The organism is Paenirhodobacter sp. (assembly GCF_047600745.1).
Lineage (GTDB): Bacteria > Pseudomonadota > Alphaproteobacteria > Rhodobacterales > Rhodobacteraceae > Rhodobacter.
Window position 1 is genome coordinate 76,829 of the sequence record NZ_JASGKI010000004.1, and the last position, 17,635, is coordinate 94,463.

15 protein-coding genes and 2 pseudogenes are annotated in these 17,635 nt (G+C 67.1%); 8 read left to right on the forward strand and 9 right to left on the reverse strand.

Annotated elements, in window-relative coordinates; all coding sequences use genetic code 11:
- Window positions 1-44: 44 nt before the first annotated feature.
- Entirely contained in the window at window positions 45-290 is a 246-nt protein-coding gene (locus QM789_RS08965; protein ID WP_420351580.1) for an accessory factor UbiK family protein, read from the reverse strand.
- Between the two features lie 117 nt (window positions 291-407).
- On the opposite strand from QM789_RS08965, the gene lgt reads away from it, so the two are divergent.
- The 4 genes from lgt to QM789_RS08985 are packed head-to-tail and all read left to right on the forward strand — an operon-like array spanning window position 408 to window position 3,752.
- Window positions 408-1,292, forward strand: coding sequence for a prolipoprotein diacylglyceryl transferase (lgt, locus tag QM789_RS08970; protein ID WP_420351581.1), 885 nt, complete (start codon window positions 408-410; stop codon window positions 1,290-1,292).
- A complete protein-coding gene (locus QM789_RS08975; protein WP_420351582.1) occupies window positions 1,289-2,389 on the forward strand; it encodes a class I SAM-dependent methyltransferase in 1,101 nt (366 codons plus the stop codon). The genes lgt and QM789_RS08975 overlap by 4 nt, the downstream gene beginning before the upstream one ends.
- Window positions 2,373-3,134, forward strand: coding sequence for a peptidoglycan editing factor PgeF (gene pgeF / locus QM789_RS08980; protein WP_420351583.1), 762 nt, complete (start codon window positions 2,373-2,375; stop codon window positions 3,132-3,134). The genes QM789_RS08975 and pgeF overlap by 17 nt, the downstream gene beginning before the upstream one ends.
- Window positions 3,135-3,752, forward strand: coding sequence for a lipoate--protein ligase family protein (locus tag QM789_RS08985; RefSeq protein ID WP_420351584.1), 618 nt, complete (start codon window positions 3,135-3,137; stop codon window positions 3,750-3,752).
- A gap of 76 nt (window positions 3,753-3,828) precedes the next feature.
- On the opposite strand, the gene QM789_RS08990 is transcribed toward QM789_RS08985, so the two are convergent.
- Window positions 3,829-4,026 (reverse strand): hypothetical protein, encoded by a 198-nt coding sequence (locus QM789_RS08990; protein ID WP_420351585.1) that lies wholly within the window; start codon window positions 4,024-4,026, stop codon window positions 3,829-3,831.
- A 213-nt stretch (window positions 4,027-4,239) separates the two neighbouring features.
- Between QM789_RS08990 and QM789_RS08995 the strand changes: the two are divergent.
- A pseudogene (locus QM789_RS08995) lies at window positions 4,240-5,044 on the forward strand (lytic transglycosylase domain-containing protein).
- Here the strand turns inward: QM789_RS08995 and QM789_RS09000 are convergent.
- From QM789_RS09000 to dprA, 4 genes and pseudogenes are all read right to left on the reverse strand, one after another.
- Window positions 5,041-5,670: a 3-oxoacid CoA-transferase subunit B gene (locus QM789_RS09000; RefSeq protein WP_420351586.1), complete on the reverse strand. Its 630-nt coding sequence runs from the start codon at window positions 5,668-5,670 to the stop codon at window positions 5,041-5,043. The pseudogene QM789_RS08995 and the gene QM789_RS09000 sit on opposite strands and share 4 nt — an antisense overlap.
- The gene (locus QM789_RS09005; RefSeq protein WP_420351587.1) at window positions 5,670-6,404 is read right to left on the reverse strand and encodes a CoA transferase subunit A; all 735 of its coding nucleotides are present in this window, start codon (window positions 6,402-6,404) and stop codon (window positions 5,670-5,672) included. The genes QM789_RS09000 and QM789_RS09005 overlap by 1 nt, the downstream gene beginning before the upstream one ends.
- A 60-nt stretch (window positions 6,405-6,464) precedes the next feature.
- Window positions 6,465-9,064: pseudogene (gene topA, locus QM789_RS09010) on the reverse strand (type I DNA topoisomerase).
- Between the two features lie 113 nt (window positions 9,065-9,177).
- The gene (gene dprA / locus QM789_RS09015; protein ID WP_420351588.1) at window positions 9,178-10,311 is read right to left on the reverse strand and encodes a DNA-processing protein DprA; all 1,134 of its coding nucleotides are present in this window, start codon (window positions 10,309-10,311) and stop codon (window positions 9,178-9,180) included.
- A 170-nt stretch (window positions 10,312-10,481) separates the two neighbouring features.
- Here dprA and QM789_RS09020 point away from each other — a divergent pair, with 170 nt between their 5' ends.
- Both QM789_RS09020 and QM789_RS09025 read left to right on the forward strand, forming a co-directional pair.
- The gene (locus tag QM789_RS09020; protein WP_420351589.1) at window positions 10,482-12,641 is read left to right on the forward strand and encodes an esterase-like activity of phytase family protein; all 2,160 of its coding nucleotides are present in this window, start codon (window positions 10,482-10,484) and stop codon (window positions 12,639-12,641) included.
- Window positions 12,642-12,748: 107 nt separating this feature from the next.
- Complete coding sequence (locus QM789_RS09025; RefSeq protein WP_420351590.1) at window positions 12,749-13,594, forward strand: L,D-transpeptidase; 846 nt, start codon at window positions 12,749-12,751, stop codon at window positions 13,592-13,594.
- A 210-nt stretch (window positions 13,595-13,804) separates the two neighbouring features.
- Here the strand turns inward: QM789_RS09025 and QM789_RS09030 are convergent, their stop codons facing one another.
- Together QM789_RS09030 and QM789_RS09035 are read right to left on the reverse strand one after the other, a co-directional pair.
- Window positions 13,805-14,140, reverse strand: coding sequence for a cupin domain-containing protein (locus QM789_RS09030; RefSeq protein WP_420351591.1), 336 nt, complete (start codon window positions 14,138-14,140; stop codon window positions 13,805-13,807).
- Window positions 14,140-15,606, reverse strand: a complete 1,467-nt coding sequence (locus QM789_RS09035) for an ABC transporter substrate-binding protein (RefSeq protein ID WP_420351592.1) — start codon at window positions 15,604-15,606, stop codon at window positions 14,140-14,142. Before QM789_RS09035 ends, QM789_RS09030 begins: the two co-directional genes overlap by 1 nt.
- 139 nt (window positions 15,607-15,745) lie before the next feature.
- Between QM789_RS09035 and panC the strand changes: the two genes are divergently transcribed.
- Window positions 15,746-16,585 (forward strand): pantoate--beta-alanine ligase, encoded by an 840-nt coding sequence (panC, locus tag QM789_RS09040; protein ID WP_420351593.1) that lies wholly within the window; start codon window positions 15,746-15,748, stop codon window positions 16,583-16,585.
- On the opposite strand, the gene QM789_RS09045 is transcribed toward panC, so the two are convergent.
- Entirely contained in the window at window positions 16,586-17,611 is a 1,026-nt protein-coding gene (locus QM789_RS09045; RefSeq protein ID WP_420351594.1) for an LLM class flavin-dependent oxidoreductase, read from the reverse strand.
- Between the last annotated feature and the right edge of the window lie 24 nt (window positions 17,612-17,635).

A 17,635-nucleotide genomic window follows, 5' to 3' on the forward strand; every position in this document is an offset into this window, starting at 1 on the left:
CTTGGGATGCCCTCGGGCCGCAGACGGAACGGCCGCGCGGGATCTCAGGCCCCGGTCTTCTCCAGTGCGTCGAGCCGCGCCTTCAGCGCCTCGTTCTCCTCGCGCGCCTTCTGCGCCATCGCCTTCACCGCGTCGAATTCTTCGCGGGTGACAAAATCGCGTTCGGCGAGCCAGCGGTCCATCCAGCCCTTCATCGCGGTCTCGGCCTCGGTGCGGGCGCCCTGCGCGACGCCCATGGCATTGGTCATCAGCTTGGACATTTCGTCGAAGAACTTGTTGGGGGCGGTCATGTTTGCCTCTCCGGTCACGGGGTTTTGCCCTATATGGCCGCGCGGCGCGATACAGACAAGGTTGACTTGACCGGGGCGCAATGCTTCCTGCACCCATATCCCGCGCCGGAGCCCCCGATGACCCCCTTGGCCATTCCCTTTCCCGAGATCAGCCCGAACGCCTTTGTCATTCCGGGGATCGGCCTGCCGATCCGCTGGTATGCGCTGGCCTATATCGCGGGGCTGGTGCTTGGCTGGCAGATCGTGATGCGGCTGATGGCGCGGCCTGCGCTATGGGGCGGCACCGCGCCGATGGCGCCGAAACTGGTCGAGGATCTGCTGACCTGGATGGTGGTGGGCGTGGTGCTGGGCGGTCGGCTTGGCTTCGTGCTGTTCTACGAACCGGCCTATTACCTGTCCCATCCGCTTGAAATCGTGAAGGTCTGGGAGGGCGGCATGGCCTTCCACGGCGGCTTTCTGGGCGTTGTGGTGGCGGGGCTGCTGTTCTGCCGCCGCCATGGCGTGTCCGCGCTTGGCGTGGCGGATGCGGTGGCGCTGGTGGCGCCGATCGGCCTGTTGTTCGGGCGGATCGCGAATTTCATCAAGCCCGAGCTTTGGGGCCGTCCGACGGATGTGCCTTGGGGGGTGATCTTCCCGGGTGACATGGCGCAGATGTGCCACGGCATCGCGGGGCAGGTGGATGGGATCTGCGCGCGCCACCCCTCGCAGCTTTACGAAGCGGGGCTGGAGGGGCTGGTGCTGGGCGTGTTGCTATGGGCGCTGATGGCGGCGGGGGCGCTGCGGCGGCCGGGCCTGCTGACCGGGGTGTTCCTGATGGGCTACGGCCTCGCGCGGGCCTTTGTCGAGCTGTTCCGCCAGCCCGACGCGCAGTTTCAGGGGCCGGGCAATCCGCTGGGCTATGCGCTGCAATTCGGTGATTGGGGCCTGACGATGGGGCAGATCCTGTCGGTGCCGATGGTTCTGGCGGGGCTGGCCCTTGTGCTTTGGGCGGCGCGGCGATGAGTGCCCTGGGCGAGATTCTCGCGCGGCGGATCGCCATCGACGGGCCGATGCGGCTCGACCAATACATGATGGAATGCCTGCTGCATCCGGGCCATGGCTATTACACCACCCGCGATCCGCTGGGCCGCGCCGGGGATTTCGTGACATCGCCGGAGATCAGCCAGATGTTCGGCGAGATGCTGGGCCTGTGTCTGGGGCAGGTCTGGCTCGATCAGGGCAGCCCGGCGTCGTTTGTGCTGGCGGAGCTTGGCCCCGGGCGGGGCACGCTGATGGCCGACATGCTGCGCGCGATCAGGGCCGTGCCCGGCATGGCCGAGGCCGCGCGGGTCTGTCTGGTCGAGGCCTCGCCCGTGCTGCGGGCCGAACAGCGCCGGACGGTGGGCCGGGCGGAATGGTTCGACACCGTGGCCGACCTGCCCGAGGGGCCGCTGTTTCTGGTCGCCAATGAATTCTTCGACGCGCTGCCGATCCGGCAGTTCGTCCGGCGCGGGCCGGGCTGGGCCGAGCGGCAGGTGGGCCTGTCCGATGGCGTCCTGACCCCGGGCCTTGCGCCGCCAGTGCCGCTGGCCGTGCTGCACGACCGGCTGGGCGATACCCGCGACGGCGATGTGGTGGAAATCTGTCCGACCGCGCCCGGCATCGTGGCCGAGGTCGCGCGGCGGATCGCGCGGGATGGCGGCGCGGCGGTGTTTGTCGATTACGGCCACTGGCGCTCGCTGGGCGATACGTTCCAGGCGCTGAAGGCGCATGCCCCCTGCGACCCCTTCGCGGCGCCGGGAGAGGCCGATCTGACCGCCCATGTCGCCTTCGAGCCGCTGGCCCGCGCCGCCTGTGCCGAAGGCGCCGCCGTCAGCGCGATGACCACGCAGGGCGTGCTGCTCGAACGGCTCGGCATCACCGCGCGGGCGCAGACGCTTGCGCGCGGTTTGGCCGGAGAGCGGCTTGCCACGCATGTTGCCGCGCATCGGCGCTTGACCCACCCCGAGGAAATGGGTCAGTTATTCCAGACCCTCGCGATTTATCCGGGCCGGGCGCCGCTTCCGCCCGGCTTCGATCCCGCATCGGAAGATATGTCCCAGAATGGCCACCACGCTTGAAATCCTGAAATCGCCACTGCTCTCCGGGGTGACCCACGGCTTCTTCACCCGGCGCGGTGGGGCCTCCTCCGGCATCTATCAGGGGCTGAACTGCGGTTTCGGATCGCAGGATCAGCGCGAGGTGGTGGCGCTGAACCGCGCCCGCGTGGCGGAGGCGATGGATGTCGCGCCCGAGGCGATGGTGGGGGTGAACCAGATCCATTCCGCCGATGTCGCCGTGATCGAATCCGTGCCGGAAACGCTCGTCACCGCCGATGCGCTGGTTACCAGGGTGCCGGGGTTGCTGCTGACGGTGCTGACGGCGGATTGCCAGCCGGTGCTGTTCGCCGACCGCGAAGCAGGGGTGATCGGCGCCGCCCATGCCGGTTGGAAGGGCGCGCTGAACGGGGTGCTGGAGGCGACGCTTGACGCGATGGAGGGGTTGGGTGCGCGGCGGGCGCAGACCGTCGCCATCATCGGGCCGTGCATCTCGCAGCGGGTCTATGAGGTCGGCGAGGAGTTCATGGACAATTTCCTGATGGAAGACGATGCCTATGGCCGGTTCTTCGCGGGCGGGCCGGGAGGCAAGCCGATGTTCGACCTGCCATCCTTCGGCCTGCACCGGTTGCGCGAAGCGGGTGTAGGCGCGGCGGAATGGATCGGTCGCTGCACCTATTCCGACCCGGCGAAATTCTATTCCTACCGCCGCGCGACCCATCTGGGCGAAGCGGATTACGGTCGGCTGATCTCGGCGATCCGGCTTTAGATGATCCGGTTTCCAACGGCGGCGGAGGGAATCGCGGCGGAACTGGCGTTGCCGGTCGGCGGGGTTCTGCTGTGGGAGGCGCAGGCGCGGGCGATCGTCCTGCCGCAGGCGCTGTCCCACCGTGCGGGGTTTGAGGCCGCCACCAGCGCCAGCGCCGCGCGCGGCTGGCCGCTGATCCTGCGCGGGTCGGGTGGGGGTGCGGTGCCACAGGGGCCGGGGGGGATCAACCTCGCGCTGTGCCTGGCCGTGGAGGGGCACAGCATCGGCGACATCTATCGCGAGATTTGCGCGCCGATTCAGCGGGTTCTGGCGGCGCGGGGGATCCGGGCGGAACCCGGCGCGACGCCCGACAGCTTTTGCGACGGCAGCTTCAACCTGGGCGTCGGCGGGCGCAAGATCGTCGGCACGGCGCAACGCTGGCGCGCGGGGGGGCGGGCCCTGGCCCATGCGCTGATCCTGTTCGATCCGCCGCTGGACGAGGGCGTAGCGGCGGTGGATGCGCTGCACCGCGACCTTGGGCTGCCGCCGATCCGGCGCGAGGTCCATGCCACGATCCGCGATTTCCTGCCCGGGCTGATGCCGTCCGATTTCGTTGCCGCGCTGAAGGCTGCGCTCTGATCCACCGGACCCCTGACGAAAGCGGCCGCCCCGGAGAGGCGGCCGTTCCGCGTGGGTGGACACGCGAAAGGCTGGCTCAGCTTTCCGGAGCGGGCTTCATGTCGGTCTTGAGTTCGTCGCCGAATCTATCCGACAGGCTGGAGGTGTCACCGGTGAACACGATCATGGCAAGCGCGCCCAGTCCGACGAGGACAGCGGCCAGCACCACCCAGTCGATGATCACCACGCCACCTTCTTCGCCGCGTATCCTGCGGACGAGCTTGAAGAAGTTCATGGGCATCTCCTCTGGCACTGTTCGGCGCGGCCTGGCGCCATAGGACCGCTGGAAGGTGGCGGGATTTGGGCGCCTTCCCGGCCTTTTGACGAAGTGTTAACCCGGTGCGCGGATCTTGGCGCAAGGGACCGGAATCACGAGGCCGTGGCGCGGGGGTTTTCCCGTTATTCGGTCCGGCAGTGCGGCAAACCCGGGGGAGATATGGTGCAGTGGATGAAGGGGCTTCTGGCGGCGGCGATCCTGGCCTTGCCGGTCTGTGCGGAGCCCGCGCCGACGGTCCGGTATTTCAGGCCCCTGCCGGTTATGTCGGCCGAATTGCCGAACATGCGCACGATCCAGCTCGGCCCCGAAATCCGTACGACCGCGCTTGTCAGGACGCCCGCGGTGCGGCGCGCGGGTGGCAGGGCCATTCCCGGGGCGGCGCCTTCGGCCTCCTATGCCTGGTTCTGGGACCGGGTGTCGCCCGCGCTCGCGCAGCGCGACGGGCGGTTCCGGCAGGCGATCGAGGCGCTGGCCTCCGGGCCGCGCGGGCAGGCGGTGCGCGGGCCGAAGCGGACGCATATGCAGGAAATTGCGCTACGCCATGGCCGCGACATCCAAGCCGCGACGAATGGGACCGAGGTCTCCCCTGCACTGGTGCTGGCGGTGATCTCGACCGAATTCGGCGGGGCGGGCGGATGCGGTGTCGCGCGCGGGGGCGGTCGGGTTGATGCAGCTGATCCCGGCGACGGCGACGCGCTTCAACGTGAACGACAGCACCGATCCGGCGAAGAACATCCGCGGCGGGGTGGCCTATCTGGACTGGCTGATGAAGGAATTCGACCGCGATCCGCTGATGGTGCTCGCGGCCTATAATGCGGGCGAGGGCGCGGTGAAGCGCAACGGCGGCGTGCCGCCCTATACGGAAACCCGGGACTATGTGCCCCGGGTTCTGGCCGCCTGGCAGGTGGCGCGCGGGCTCTGTGAAAGCCCGCCCGAACAGGTCACCGAGGGCTGCGTCTTCGCCGGGCGGATCTAGCCGACGATCGTCGCCTCGGTCGCGGCGCGCAGCTCCGCCTCGCTCACCCCCTCGGCGAGTTCGACGATCTTCAGCCCGCCCGGCACCACGTCCAGCACACCGAGGTTGGAGATGATCCGGTCCACCACGCCCTTGCCGGTCAACGGCAGGGTGCATCCCTTCAGCACCTTCGATTCGCCATGCTTGTTGGTGTGGTCCATCACCACCACCACGCGCTTCACCCCGGCCACGAGGTCCATCGCCCCGCCCATGCCCTTGACCAGCTTCCCCGGGATCATCCAGTTCGCGAGGTCGCCGTTCTCCGCCACTTCCATCGCGCCGAGGATCGCCATCGCGATCTTGCCGCCCCGGATCATGCCGAAGCTGGTCGCGCTGTCGAAATAGGCGGTGTTCGGCAGTTCGGTGATGGTCTGCTTGCCGGCGTTGATCAGGTCCGGATCCTCTTCGCCCTCGAACGGGAAGGGGCCCATGCCGAGCATGCCGTTTTCGGATTGCAGCGTGACCGTCACGCCCTCGGGAATGAAGTTCGGCACCAGCGTCGGGATGCCGATCCCGAGGTTCACATAGGTGCCGTTCTCAAGCTCCTGCGCCGCGCGCGCCGCCATCTGGTTGCGGTCCCAGCCCATCACAGTTCCTCCCCTTGTCCGGCGGCGGTGGCGGCTTCCGTGCGCTTGCGCACCGTGCGCTGTTCGATCCGCTTTTCATGCGTGCCCTGGATCAGCCGGTGGACATAGATCCCCGGCAGGTGGATGTGGTCCGGGTCGAGGCTGCCGGTGGGGACGATCTCCTCCACCTCCATCACGCAGATCCTGCCGCACATCGCCGCGGGCGGGTTGAAGTTGCGCGCGGTCTTGCGGAAGACGGCATTGCCGGTTTCGTCGGCCTTCCACGCCTTGACGATGGACACATCGGCGACGATCCCGCGTTCCAGCACATAGGTCTCGCCGTCGAAATCCTTGAGTTCCTTGCCATCGGCCACCACCGTGCCGACGCCGGTCTTGGTGTAGAACCCCGGGATCCCGGCGCCGCCCGCGCGCATCCGCTCGGCCAGCGTGCCCTGCGGGTTGAACTCAAGCTCCAACTCGCCCGACAGATATTGCCGCATGAATTCCGCGTTCTCGCCGACGTAGGAGGAGATCATCTTGCGGATCTGCCGGGTGTCGAGCAGCTTGCCCAGCCCGAACCCGTCCACCCCGCAGTTGTTCGAGGCGATGGTCAGATCCCTGACCCCGCTTTCCACCACCGCGTCGATCAGCAGTTCCGGAATGCCGCAGAGCCCGAATCCGCCCGCAGCCATCGTCATCCCGTCGAACAGAAGCCCCTCCAGGGCTTCCTTCGCCGAGCCATACACCTTCGTCATTGAACCCTCCCGGTTTCGTCCGGAAATTAGTGGCGAACCGGAGCGGGCCTGTCAATCGCCTCAGCCGGAGGCGGCTTTCTTCGGTGCCTTCTTCGCGGCGGGCTTCTTTTCCGCCGTTTTTTTGGCCGCCGGTTTCTTCGCAGCCGCCGCCTTCGGCGCAGCGGCTTTTTTCGCCGGGGCCTTCTTCTTGCCGCCCTTCGTGGCCTTCGCCTCGATCAGCGGCAGCGCCTGTTCCAGCGTCACCGTCTCCGGGTCCAGCTCCTTCGTCAGCGTGGCATTGACCTTGCCCCATTTGACATAGGGGCCATAGCGGCCGGGCATGACCTCGACCTCGCCACCCTCGGGATGCTCGCCCAGACTGCGCAGCGCCTTGGCCGCCGCGCCGCGCCCAGGCCCGCGCGCCGCCTTCTGCGCGATGACCTCCATCGCCCGGTTCATGCCGATGGTGAAGACTTCCTCGACATCGGGCAGGTTGGCATAGGTCTTGCCGTGCTTCACATAGGGGCCGAAGCGGCCGATCCCCGCCTCGACCAGTTCGCCATCCTCGGGGTGGGGGCCGATCTCGCGCGGCAGGCTGAGCAGTTGCAACGCCTTTTCAAGGTCGATGCTTTCCGGCGACCAGCCCTTCGGCAGCGAGGCGCGCGGCGGCTTCGGCGCCTCGGCGGTGGCCTCGCCTTTCTGCACATAGGGGCCGAAGCGACCGACGCGCAGCGTGATGTCCTGCCCCTCGTCCTGCCCCAGAACCTTGCCGTTCGAGCGCCGCCGAACCCTCGCCATCGGGCGCCGAGATCGGCCGCGTATAGCGGCATTCCGGATAGTTGCCGCAGCCGATGAAGGCCCCGCCCGAACGCGCCGTCTTCAGATGCAGCCGCCCCTGATGGCAGACCGGGCAGATCCGGGGATCGGATCCGTCGGGCCGGGGCGGGTAGAGGTGCGGCGACAGCACCTCGTCGATCTTGTCCAGAACCTCGGTGATCCGCAGTTCCGACGTCTCCCCGATCGCCGCCGAGAAATCGCGCCAGAACCGGGCCAGCACGTCCTTGTAATCCCGCTCGCCCGCCGAAATATCGTCAAGCTGCTCTTCGAGATCCGCGGTGAAATCGTATTCGACATAGCGGCGGAAGTAGTTCGACAGGAACACCGTCACCAGCCGCCCGGTATCTTCGGGGATCAGCCGGTTCTTGTCCTTGCGCACATAGCCGCGATCCACGATCGTCGTCAGGATCGAGGCATAGGTCGAGGGCCGGCCGATGCCGAGCTCCTCCATCCGCTTGACCAGCGTCGCTTCGGTATAGCGCGGCGGCGGCTGGGTGAAATGCTGCTCCGGCGTGACCGATTTCTTCGCCGCCGGTTCCCCCGCCATGATCTGCGGCAGGCGCGCGCCGTCTTCGCCCTCGTCATCGTCGCGGCCCTGATCGTAGATCTTCAGGAAGCCGTCGAAGGTCACCACCTGCCCGGTCGCGCGCAGCTCCACCTCGCCATCGCGCGAGCCGACATCGACGGTCGTGCGCTCCATCACCGCGGCGGCCATCTGGCTGGCCAGCGTGCGCTTCCAGATCAGGTCATAAAGCTTCGTCTGGTCATCCGCGGCCTTCAGCTTGCCGGGGTCGAGGCTCATGTCCGTGGGCCGGATACATTCGTGGGCTTCCTGCGCGTTCTTCGCCTTGTTCTTGTACATGCGCGGGCTGTTCGGCACATATTTCTCGCCGAAGCGGCGCTGGATCTCTGCGCGCGCGGCCATCACCGCCTCGGGCGCCATGTCGATGCCGTCGGTCCGCATATAGGTGATATAGCCCGCCTCGTAGAGCCGCTGCGCCGCCTGCATGCAGGCCTTGGCGCCCATGCCGAACTTGCGGCTCGCCTCCTGTTGCAGGGTCGAGGTCATGAAGGGCGGGTAGGGGTTGCGCGTTGCGGGTTTCGCCTCGACCGACTTCACCGCCAGATCGCGCGAGGTCACCGCCTGCACCGCCAGTTCGGCATCGGTTTCGTTCGACAGATCGAACTTGTCGAGCTTCCTGCCGCCCAGAACCGTCAGCCGCGCGGTGAACTCCTGCCCGCGCGGGGTGGTCAGGACGGCGGTCACGCTCCAGTATTCGCGGGCGCGGAACGCTTCGATCTCCATCTCCCGCTCGACGATCAACCGCAGGCAGACGGATTGCACCCGGCCCGCCGAGCGCGCGCCCGGCAGCTTGCGCCACAGCACCGGCGACAGGTTGAACCCCACCAGATAGTCGAGCGCCCGACGCGCCAGATAGGCCTCCACCAGCGGCTTGTCGACCTGGCGCGGGGCCTTCATCGCCTCGGTGATCGCGGCCTTGGTGATCGCGTTGAAGGTCACGCGCGACACTTTCTTCGCCTTCAGCTTCGGGGCCAGCGCCTGTTCCAGGTGCCACGAAATCGCCTCCCCCTCGCGGTCGGGGTCGGTGGCGAGGATCAGTTCGTCATCCGAGGCCAGCGCATCGGTGATCGCCTTGATGTGCTTTTTCGAATTCGGGAGAGACCTCCCATTTCATCGCGAAATCGTCGTCCGGATCGACGGAGCCATCCTTTGGCGGCAGGTCGCGGACATGGCCGAAAGACGCCAGAACCGTATAGTCGGATCCAAGATATTTGTTGATTGTCTTGGCCTTGGCGGGGGATTCGACGACGACGACGGCCATGACTTCCTCTTGAAATGCGTAATTCAGCTACGGGGGCGGAAGATGTGGGCTTCTCGACCGAAATGTCAATGATGGGGCGGGGGGCGGTGATCGGATCGTGAACGGGTGTTCCCTTACGGGCGGCTGACGTAGCCGCCGGGATGGCGGGTCACGGCGCCCTCCATCTCCAGCAGGAGCAGGGTGCGGGCGAAGGCGGCGGCATCGGTCCCCAATGTGGCGATCAGGTCGTCTTCGGATGTCGGGCTGGGGCCGAGGGCCGCCAGCAGCTGCGTGGACAGATCCCCCACGGGGGGCGTTTCGGCGGGGGCGCGTGATCTCACCGGATGAGCGGTGTCCACGGTTGCGGGCGCGTCAGGGGTGGCGGCCTCCATCCCGAGCGCGTCGAGAATATCGTCGATACCGCGGATCAGTGTCGCGCCATCGCGGATCAGCAGGTTGCACCCCGCCGCCCGCGCGTCCAGCGGATGGCCCGGAACGGCCAGCACCTCGCGCCCGTAATCGAGCGCCATCCGCGCCGTCAGCAGGCTGCCCGAGCGGGCCGCAGCCTCCACCACCACCGTGGCGCGGCACAACCCGGCGATGATGCGGTTGCGCTGCGGAAAATGGCGGGCCTGCGGCGCGGCGCCGGGGGGCAGTTCGGCCAGGCGCAGGCCCCGGAATGCCATTTTCTCGCTCAGATCGGCGTTCTCGGCGGGATAGATCACGTCGATGCCGCCCGCCTGCACCCCGATGGTGCCGCCGTCGAGCGCGGCTTCGTGCGCCACCGCGTCGATCCCGCGCGCGAGGCCCGAGACCACGACGACCCCCGCCGCTGACAGATCCGCCGCCAGCCGCCGCGCCATCCGCAGCCCGAGCGACGAGGCGCTGCGCGCGCCCACGATGGCGATCATCGGCCGTTGCAGCAGGTCTAGCCGCCCCAATGTCCACAGCACCGGCGGCGCATCCGCAAAGGCCAGAAGCGGTTCGGGGTAATCCGCGCCACCATGAACGACAAGCCGCGCCCCGGCCCGCCGCCCGGCGGCAAGCTCCGCCCGCGCGACCCCTTCGGGACAGGTCTGGTAATCCTTCACGCCCGAAGCACGGGCGATTTCCGGCAGGGCGCGCAGGGCCGCCGCCGCGCTGCCATATTCGCCGATCAGCCGGTGGAAGGTCGTGGCACCGACGCGGCGGGAACGAACGAGACGAAGAACGGACAGTTCATCCTCTTCCGTGGTGGGTGGGGTGAAGGGGGTGCGATAAGAAAACAATCTGCCCTCATCCTCTTCGCCTCGTTCGCCCTATCCTTGTTGCAGCACAAGGTTAACAAGGGGTTTACGCCGCTCCGATTCGGCAAGGTTCACCGAACCGACACATGATTGTCGCCGGGCTGTCATCCGGCTGGGGCATCGCCGGGCGGACAACTTTCTGGAGTTTTCCGATGATCCTGCGACTGACGATCGGTGGCCTGCTGGCCCTGACGACCGCGCTGCCCGCGCTGGCGGAGATGAGTTTCAACCGCGTGGCGGCCTTTGCCGTGGCGGATAACGCGCCCGCCGGACGCAAGGACGCGCCGACCTCGGCGGAGATCATCGCCGCGACCGAAGACGGCATGACGCTGGTCTATTCCGACAGCCTGGCCAAGGTGATCGGACTGATCGACATCACCGATCCGAAGGCGCCGAAGGGGCTGGGCGAGGTCGAGATGAAGGGCGAGCCGACCTCGGTCACGGTGATCGGGCCGAATGCGCTGGTCGCGGTCAATACCTCGGAAAGCTACACGAATCCCTCGGGGCGGCTGGCCATCGTCGACATCGCGACCAGAACCGAAATCGCGTCCTGCGACCTGAGCGGCCAGCCCGATTCCATCGCGCGGGCGAAGGACGGCAGCTTCGTCGCCATCGCGATCGAGAACGAGCGCGACGAATCCCTCAATGATGGCGCGCTGCCGCAGATGCCGGCGGGCTATCTGGTGAAACTGCCGGTGAAAAACGGCCTGCCGGATTGCGCCGCACTGCAAAGGATCGACCTGACCGGCCTTGCCGCTATCGCGCCCGAGGATCCGGAGCCCGAATTCGTCTCGATCAACGAACAGGGCGAAATCGCCCTGATGCTTCAGGAAAACAACGAGATGGTCGTGGTCGATGCCACGGGCAAGATCAGCCATTTCAGCGCGGGCACCGCGAGCGTCGAGGGGATCGACACGAAGAAGGACGGCAGGCTCGACTTCACCGGCAAGATCGCGGACATCCCGCGCGAACCCGATGCGGTGGCCTGGATCGACGGCGACCATTTCGCCACCGCCAACGAAGGCGACTGGAACGGCGGCACCCGGGGCTGGAGCATTTTCCGCAAGGACGGCACGCTGGTCTACGACGCGGGCAACAGCTTTGAACGCGCGATCGCCGAAATCGGCCATTTCCCCGAAGGCCGCGCGAACAAGAAGGGCGTCGAGCCCGAATCGGTCACCTTCGGCGATTTCGGCGGGCAGAAGCTGCTGTTCGTCGGCTCCGAACGCGGCTCGGTCGTGGGGGTCTATGACGTGGCCGATCCGGCGGCGCCGAAGCTGTTGCAACTGCTGCCCTCGGGGATTGGGCCGGAGGGCTATGCCGTCATCCCGGCGCGGGGCCTGCTGGTTTCGGCGAATGAGACCGATCTGGGCGAAGACGGCGCCGCGCGGTCGCATGTGATGATCTACCAGCGCGGCGAAGGCCCGGCGTTCTATCCGACGCTGACCTCGGTCGGGACGGAGGATCTGATCGGCTGGGGCGCGCTCTCGGGGCTGGCGGCGGATCCGGAAAAGCCGGGTATCTTCTACGCGGTTTCGGATAGCGTCTATGCCGCGCAGCCCCGGATTTTCACCATCGACGCCACGCAGCACCCCGCCCGGATCACCGGGGCGCTGACCGTCACCCGCAACGGCGCCCCGGCGCAGTTGATGGACATGGAAGGCATCACGCTGGACGGCAAGGGCGGCTTCTGGATCGCGACCGAGGGCAATGGCGAGAAAATGGTCCCGCATGGCATCGTGCACGTCGATGCGAAGGGCGCGATCAAGGAGCAGATCGGCCTGCCCGACGCGCTTCTGCGCGCGCAGACGCGGTTTGGTTTCGAGGGCATCGCGAAGGTCGGCGATACGCTGTGGATGGCGCAGCAGCGTGAATGGAAGGACGACCCGAAGGGGCTGACCAAGCTGGTCGCCTATGACACTAAAACGAAGGAATGGGGTGCCGTCCACTATCCGCTGGAGCCGAAGGGCGACGGCTGGATGGGCCTGTCGGAAATCACCGTGCATGGCGACCATGCCTATGTGCTGGAGCGCGACAACCTGATCGGCGACAGGGCGGTGGTGAAAAAGATCTTCCGCGTGAAGCTTTCCGACCTGAAGCCCGCGAAGCTGGGCGGTGACTTGCCGGTGGTGGCGAAGGAAGAGGTGCGCGACCTGATCCCCGACCTGAAGCGCAACGGCGGCTATGTCGTGGACAAGGTTGAGGGGCTGGCCATCGACCGCGACGGCACCGGCTGGATCGTCACCGACAACGACGGCGTGGATGACAGTTCGGGCGAGACGCTGTTCCTGTCGATCGGCAAAGTCGAGTGAACGCGGCCCGGGGAACACACCCCGGGCCTTTTACGTTCTCGGGGTCTTGACCTTGGGCGCCGGGGCGGAGAGACCTGCGCCCATCCGGGAATTGTGGGACAGGTGTCATGGTGGCAGTCAATCCGTTTCGTCATGGCGCGCTTCTGGCGGCGGGGCTGGCGCTGATGGCGCTGTCGGCCTGTGGCGGCAAGACGTCCGTTTCCTCGGTGCCGCCGGAATACCACGCCCGCCAGGACGGCGTGCATGAGATCCCGACGGTGAACCCGGCCTATCTGACCGCGCGCAACAAGCGGCAATGGGTGCATTACAATGGCCCCGAGGAGCCGGGCACGATCGTCGTCGATCCCTATGCGCGGGTGCTGTATCACGTCGTCGAGCCGGGCAAGGCGATGCGGATGGGCGTCGCCGTGGGCAAGGCGGGCAAGGGCTTTGCCGGTGATGCGGTGATCCGGCGCAAGCGCGAATATCCGAACTGGACGCCGACGGCGAACATGATCAAGGACGACCCGGATCTGTATGGCCCGCTGTCGAAGGGGCTGCCGGGCGGGCTCGACAATCCGCTGGGGGCGCGGGCGCTTTACCTGTATCAGGGCAACCGCGATACCTATTATCGGATCCACGGCACGATGGACCCGGGTTCGATCGGCAAGGCCACCTCGGCGGGCTGCATCCGGCTGTTCAATCAGGACATCATCGACATGTATGAGGAAGTGCCGGTCAACACGCCCGTGCATGTCCGCAGCTATGCCGAAAGCCTGGAACTGGAAGGCCCGATGGTCGAACTGCACACCGGCTATGTGGTGCCCGCCAGCGATACCAAGGCGATCGAGGCCGACCGGAAAGCCTATGAGGCCGGTCTGATCACCGATCAGGCGACGCTGGAGGCACAACAGCACGCCGCCGCCGTCGCCTCGGCCGAAGAGCGCGAACGGTTGTTGGCGGGGCCGAACTGAGGCCACCCGGGGCGCCTGGCTCTCCAAGGAGTTCGCCCAAGGGGTCACCTTGCCCGAGGCGGGGCTTTTCAGCGCGCATATGACGCTCATGCCAAGGGTCGCGTTTCCGCGCATGTGGCTCTTCTTGGGGGCGGCGGTGCTTCGGATGTGACGGCCTCTCCGGGGACGCCGCCCATCTCTTCTTCAGTGCGTTCTCTCCGGGGGCGTTTGTCAGCGCAGCAGGATGACGTAATCCTTCCGCAGCGTTTCGCTCACCCGCCAGATCCCGCTCCAGCCGGGGCGCAGGACGAGGGAATCCCCCGGGCCGATCGCGGTGCGGGTGCCGTCGTCGCCCTCAAGAACCGCATGGCCGTGGTGGACGTGGATATATTCCCATTCGGCATAGGTCGCGCGCCAGGCGCCGGGGGTGGACTGCCAGATGCCGCAGAACAGGCCCCGGTCGTCGTCGAGGTTCCAGGTGGTATGGACCGGATCGCCCTCCACCACATGTTCCGGGCGGCTGGTTTCGGGCGTGATGCCCTCGGTCGTCAGGGATTCGATCAGCATCATTCGCTCCAATGCACGGCGGTCAGGTCATTCGCGGGGGTCGGCGCGTTCAGCCAGAGCCCTTCCAGCTTTGCATTGGCGACGCCGGTCTTCGCAAGCTGGAACAGATAGGCGTTGACGTAATCCTGCGCGATCATCTCTTCGGCCTGCTTCGTCAGGGCCGAACGTTGCGCCGGATCGGTCGCGCGGTCGAGTTCGGACATCAGCGTCACGAATTCCGGCTTGCCGTAGCCGAAATAATATTCCGGCCGGGCGTATATATCTATGTCGAAGGGCTCGGTATGGCTGATGATCGTCAGGTCGAAGTCGTGGTTCTTGAACACCTGTTCCAGCCACTGCGCCCATTCGACATTGGTGATTTCCGTCCGGATCCCCACGGCGGCCAGTTGCGCGGCCACGATCTCGCCGCCCCGGCGGGCATAGACCGGCGGCGGCAGCGCGAGGCGCAGGGTCAGGTCCGTCACCCCGGCCTCCGCCAGCAGCGCCTTCGCCTTCTCCGGATCATAGGCGGAGAGCGCGGTCAGGTCGATGTAATCCGGATGATGCGGCGCGAAATGGGTGCCGATCGGCGTGCCGTAACCATACATCGCGCCGTCGATGATTTCCTGCCGGTTGAGCGCGTGGGCGATGGCCTCGCGCACGCGGACATCGGTCAGCTTGCGGTTGTTCATCGCAAGAAGGGTCTCGCCCTCGGTCGTGCCGACCATCACCTTGAAGCGCGGATCGGCCTCGAACTGTGCCAGCGTTTCGGGCGCGGGATAGCTCGGGAAGGCATCGACATCCCCCGCCATCACCGCGGCAAAGGCCGCCGTCGGGTCCGAAATGAAGCGGAACGTCGCGGAATGCAGCGCGGGTTTCGCGCCCCAGTAGCCGGGCCAGGCGGTCAGCGTGACATGATCCCCCCGCGCCCATTCGGCAAAGCGGAACGGGCCGGTGCCCACCGGATGCGTTGCCAGCGCCGCAACCGATTCGGGCGCGACGATCACCGCATCGCCCCAGGCCATCTTGAACGGAAAGGCCCCGTCGGGCGCCGCCAGCGTGACCTTCACCGTCAGCGGGTCGATCACCTCGACCGCCTTGATCCCCGCGAACAGGGCCTTCTGGGCATTCGCGCTGTTCTCGGCCCGGGCGCGGTCGAGGCTGAATTTCACATCCTCCGCGTCAAAGGTCGTGCCATCGTGGAAGGTCACGCCCGGCGCCAGATGAAAGGTATAGGCCGCGCCATCCTCCGACACGTCCCAACTGCGCGCGAGCGCGGGCAGGATCGCGCCATCCGCGCCGAACCGGGTCAGCCCCTCGAAGACATTGGCATAGACCACCTCGTCGATCGCGGCGGCGGCGCCCGCCGTCGGGTCCAGGTTCGGCGGCTCCAGCACCATGCCGAGCGTCACGGAATCGGGGGCGGCCAGCGCGGCCGAGGCCCAGAGGGCGCAGGCGGCAGTGAGCGGAAACAGGCGGCGGGACATCGGACCTCCTAGCGTTGCGACCGCATGTTTCCCGCGAATGCGGCGCGGATCAAGGGATTTGCGGTTACTGCACCGCAGCAAAATCTTTACACCGCCGCCGCCGGGGGGATAAGGGACGCCCGAGGGACGGGGAGACGACATGACACAGGTAATCCGGGCCGCGGCCCAGCTGCGCGACAAGGTGGCGGGATGGAAGCGTTCGGGCATCCTCGTCGGCGTGGTGCCGACGATGGGCGCGCTGCATGACGGCCACCTCAGCCTGATCCGCGAGGCGAGGCGCCATTCGGACCGGGTGATCGTGACGATCTTCGTCAACCCGATGCAGTTCAACAATCCGGACGACCTGAAGAAATACCCGCGCGACGAAGCCCGCGATCTGGCGCTGCTGGAGGCGGCGGGGGTGGATGTGCTCTTCGCCCCGGGCGTCGAGGAGGTCTACCCCGATGGCTTCTGCACCTGTGTCAGCGTCTCGGGCGTGTCCGCGCCGCTGGAGGGCGCCTTCCGCCCCGGCCATTTCGACGGCATGGCGACGGTGGTGGCGAAGCTCTTCGGCATGACGCAGGCAGGGCGGGCGTTCTTTGGCGAAAAGGACTGGCAGCAGTTGCAGGTGGTGCGGCGGCTGACGCTGGACCTGAACATCCCGGTGCGGGTGATCGGCTGTCCGACGGTGCGCGAAGAGGACGGGCTGGCGATGTCCTCGCGCAATGTCCGGCTCAGCACCGACGAACGCCGCATCGCCCCGGTGCTGTGGCGCGAAATGCAGGCGGCGGCGCAGGCGATCCGGAGCGGGGCCGAGATCGCCCCCACAATGGCCGCCGCGCGGGAGCGCATCCTTCGGGGCGGTTACCGCAGCATCGATTATCTGGAGCTGCGCGGCGCCGACGATCTGCGCCCGGTCTCGGACCTGTCCGAACCCGTGCGGATGCTGGCGGCGGCCTGGCTGGGCGACGTGCGGCTGATCGACAATATCGCGGTGTGATCACCCGGCGAGCAGCGCACGCACGCGTGGGATCACCTGCGTGCCGTAAAGCTCGATGTTGCGCAGGTTGCTGCGGTAGTCCTGCGCGCCGGTGTGATATTTCATCGTGAACCGCGACAGGCCCAGGGCCTTCACCGTCTTCGCGATCTTGCGCGCCACGGTTTCGGGGGAGCCGATATGGAGCGCGCCATGCGTGATCTCGGCTTCATAGGCCTCCCGGGTCAGGCGGCTCCAGCCGCGCGTGCGCCCGATATTCTCGTGCATCTTCCGGTAGCCCTCGAAGAACTCCTCGCGCGCCTCGGCATCGGTCGGGGCGATATGGCCCAGCGAATGCACCCCCACCGGCAGGACCGGCGTACCGATCTGCGCATGTGTGCGCCGGTACAGGTCCACGAAGGGCGCGAACCGCGCCGGATCGCCACCGATGATCGCCAGCATCAGCGGCATCCCCGCCGCCGCCGCCTCGACCACCGATTGCGGGCTGCCGCCCACGCCGCGCCAGACGGTGATCGGCGCTTCGGGGCGGGGCCAGACCGTGACGCCCGACAGCTTCGGGGTGAAGCGGCCCTCGAAGCTGACCTTTTCCTCGGTCAGCAGCCGGTGCAGCAGGTTCGATTTCTCGCGGAACAGATCCTCGTAATCGGCCATGTCATAGCCGAACAGCGGGAAGCTCTCGGTGAACGATCCCCGGCCGATGGTGAGTTCCGCCCGCCCAGGTGCGATGGCGTTCAGCGTGGAGAACCGCTGGAACAGCCGGATCGGATCGTCGGAGGACAGCACCGTGACCGACGTCCCGCCCTTGATCCGCCCCGTCCGCGCCAGCAGCGCGCCGAGCAGCGGCTCCGGCGCCGAAATCGCGAAATCCGGGCGGTGGTGTTCGCCAAGGCCGAAATAATCCACCCCCACCTGATCGGCGAGGATGCCTTCCTCCAGCGTGTCGCGGATGACCTGCGCGCCGGTGCGCAACCCGCTCTCGTCGCGGGTGATGTCGCCGAAGGTATCGAGGCCGAATTCGAGGGGTGCCATGCTGTCTCTCCTGTTGCGGCCAAG

Excerpts from the sequence above, each read along its gene's own strand:
- QM789_RS08965 (WP_420351580.1), bottom strand. The coding sequence starts at position 290 with ATGACCGCCCCCAACAAGTTCTTCGACGAAATGTCCAAGCTGATGACC.
- lgt (WP_420351581.1), top strand. The coding sequence starts at position 408 with ATGACCCCCTTGGCCATTCCCTTTCCCGAGATCAGCCCGAACGCCTTT.
- QM789_RS08975 (WP_420351582.1), top strand. The coding sequence starts at position 1,289 with ATGAGTGCCCTGGGCGAGATTCTCGCGCGGCGGATCGCCATCGACGGG.
- pgeF (WP_420351583.1), top strand. The coding sequence starts at position 2,373 with ATGGCCACCACGCTTGAAATCCTGAAATCGCCACTGCTCTCCGGGGTG.
- QM789_RS08985 (WP_420351584.1), top strand. The coding sequence starts at position 3,135 with ATGATCCGGTTTCCAACGGCGGCGGAGGGAATCGCGGCGGAACTGGCG.
- QM789_RS08990 (WP_420351585.1), bottom strand. The coding sequence starts at position 4,026 with ATGAACTTCTTCAAGCTCGTCCGCAGGATACGCGGCGAAGAAGGTGGC.
- QM789_RS09000 (WP_420351586.1), bottom strand. The coding sequence starts at position 5,670 with ATGGGCTGGGACCGCAACCAGATGGCGGCGCGCGCGGCGCAGGAGCTT.
- QM789_RS09005 (WP_420351587.1), bottom strand. The coding sequence starts at position 6,404 with ATGACGAAGGTGTATGGCTCGGCGAAGGAAGCCCTGGAGGGGCTTCTG.
- QM789_RS09020 (WP_420351589.1), top strand. The coding sequence starts at position 10,482 with ATGATCCTGCGACTGACGATCGGTGGCCTGCTGGCCCTGACGACCGCG.
- QM789_RS09025 (WP_420351590.1), top strand. The coding sequence starts at position 12,749 with ATGGTGGCAGTCAATCCGTTTCGTCATGGCGCGCTTCTGGCGGCGGGG.
- QM789_RS09030 (WP_420351591.1), bottom strand. The coding sequence starts at position 14,140 with ATGCTGATCGAATCCCTGACGACCGAGGGCATCACGCCCGAAACCAGC.
- QM789_RS09035 (WP_420351592.1), bottom strand. The coding sequence starts at position 15,606 with ATGTCCCGCCGCCTGTTTCCGCTCACTGCCGCCTGCGCCCTCTGGGCC.
- panC (WP_420351593.1), top strand. The coding sequence starts at position 15,746 with ATGACACAGGTAATCCGGGCCGCGGCCCAGCTGCGCGACAAGGTGGCG.
- QM789_RS09045 (WP_420351594.1), bottom strand. The coding sequence starts at position 17,611 with ATGGCACCCCTCGAATTCGGCCTCGATACCTTCGGCGACATCACCCGC.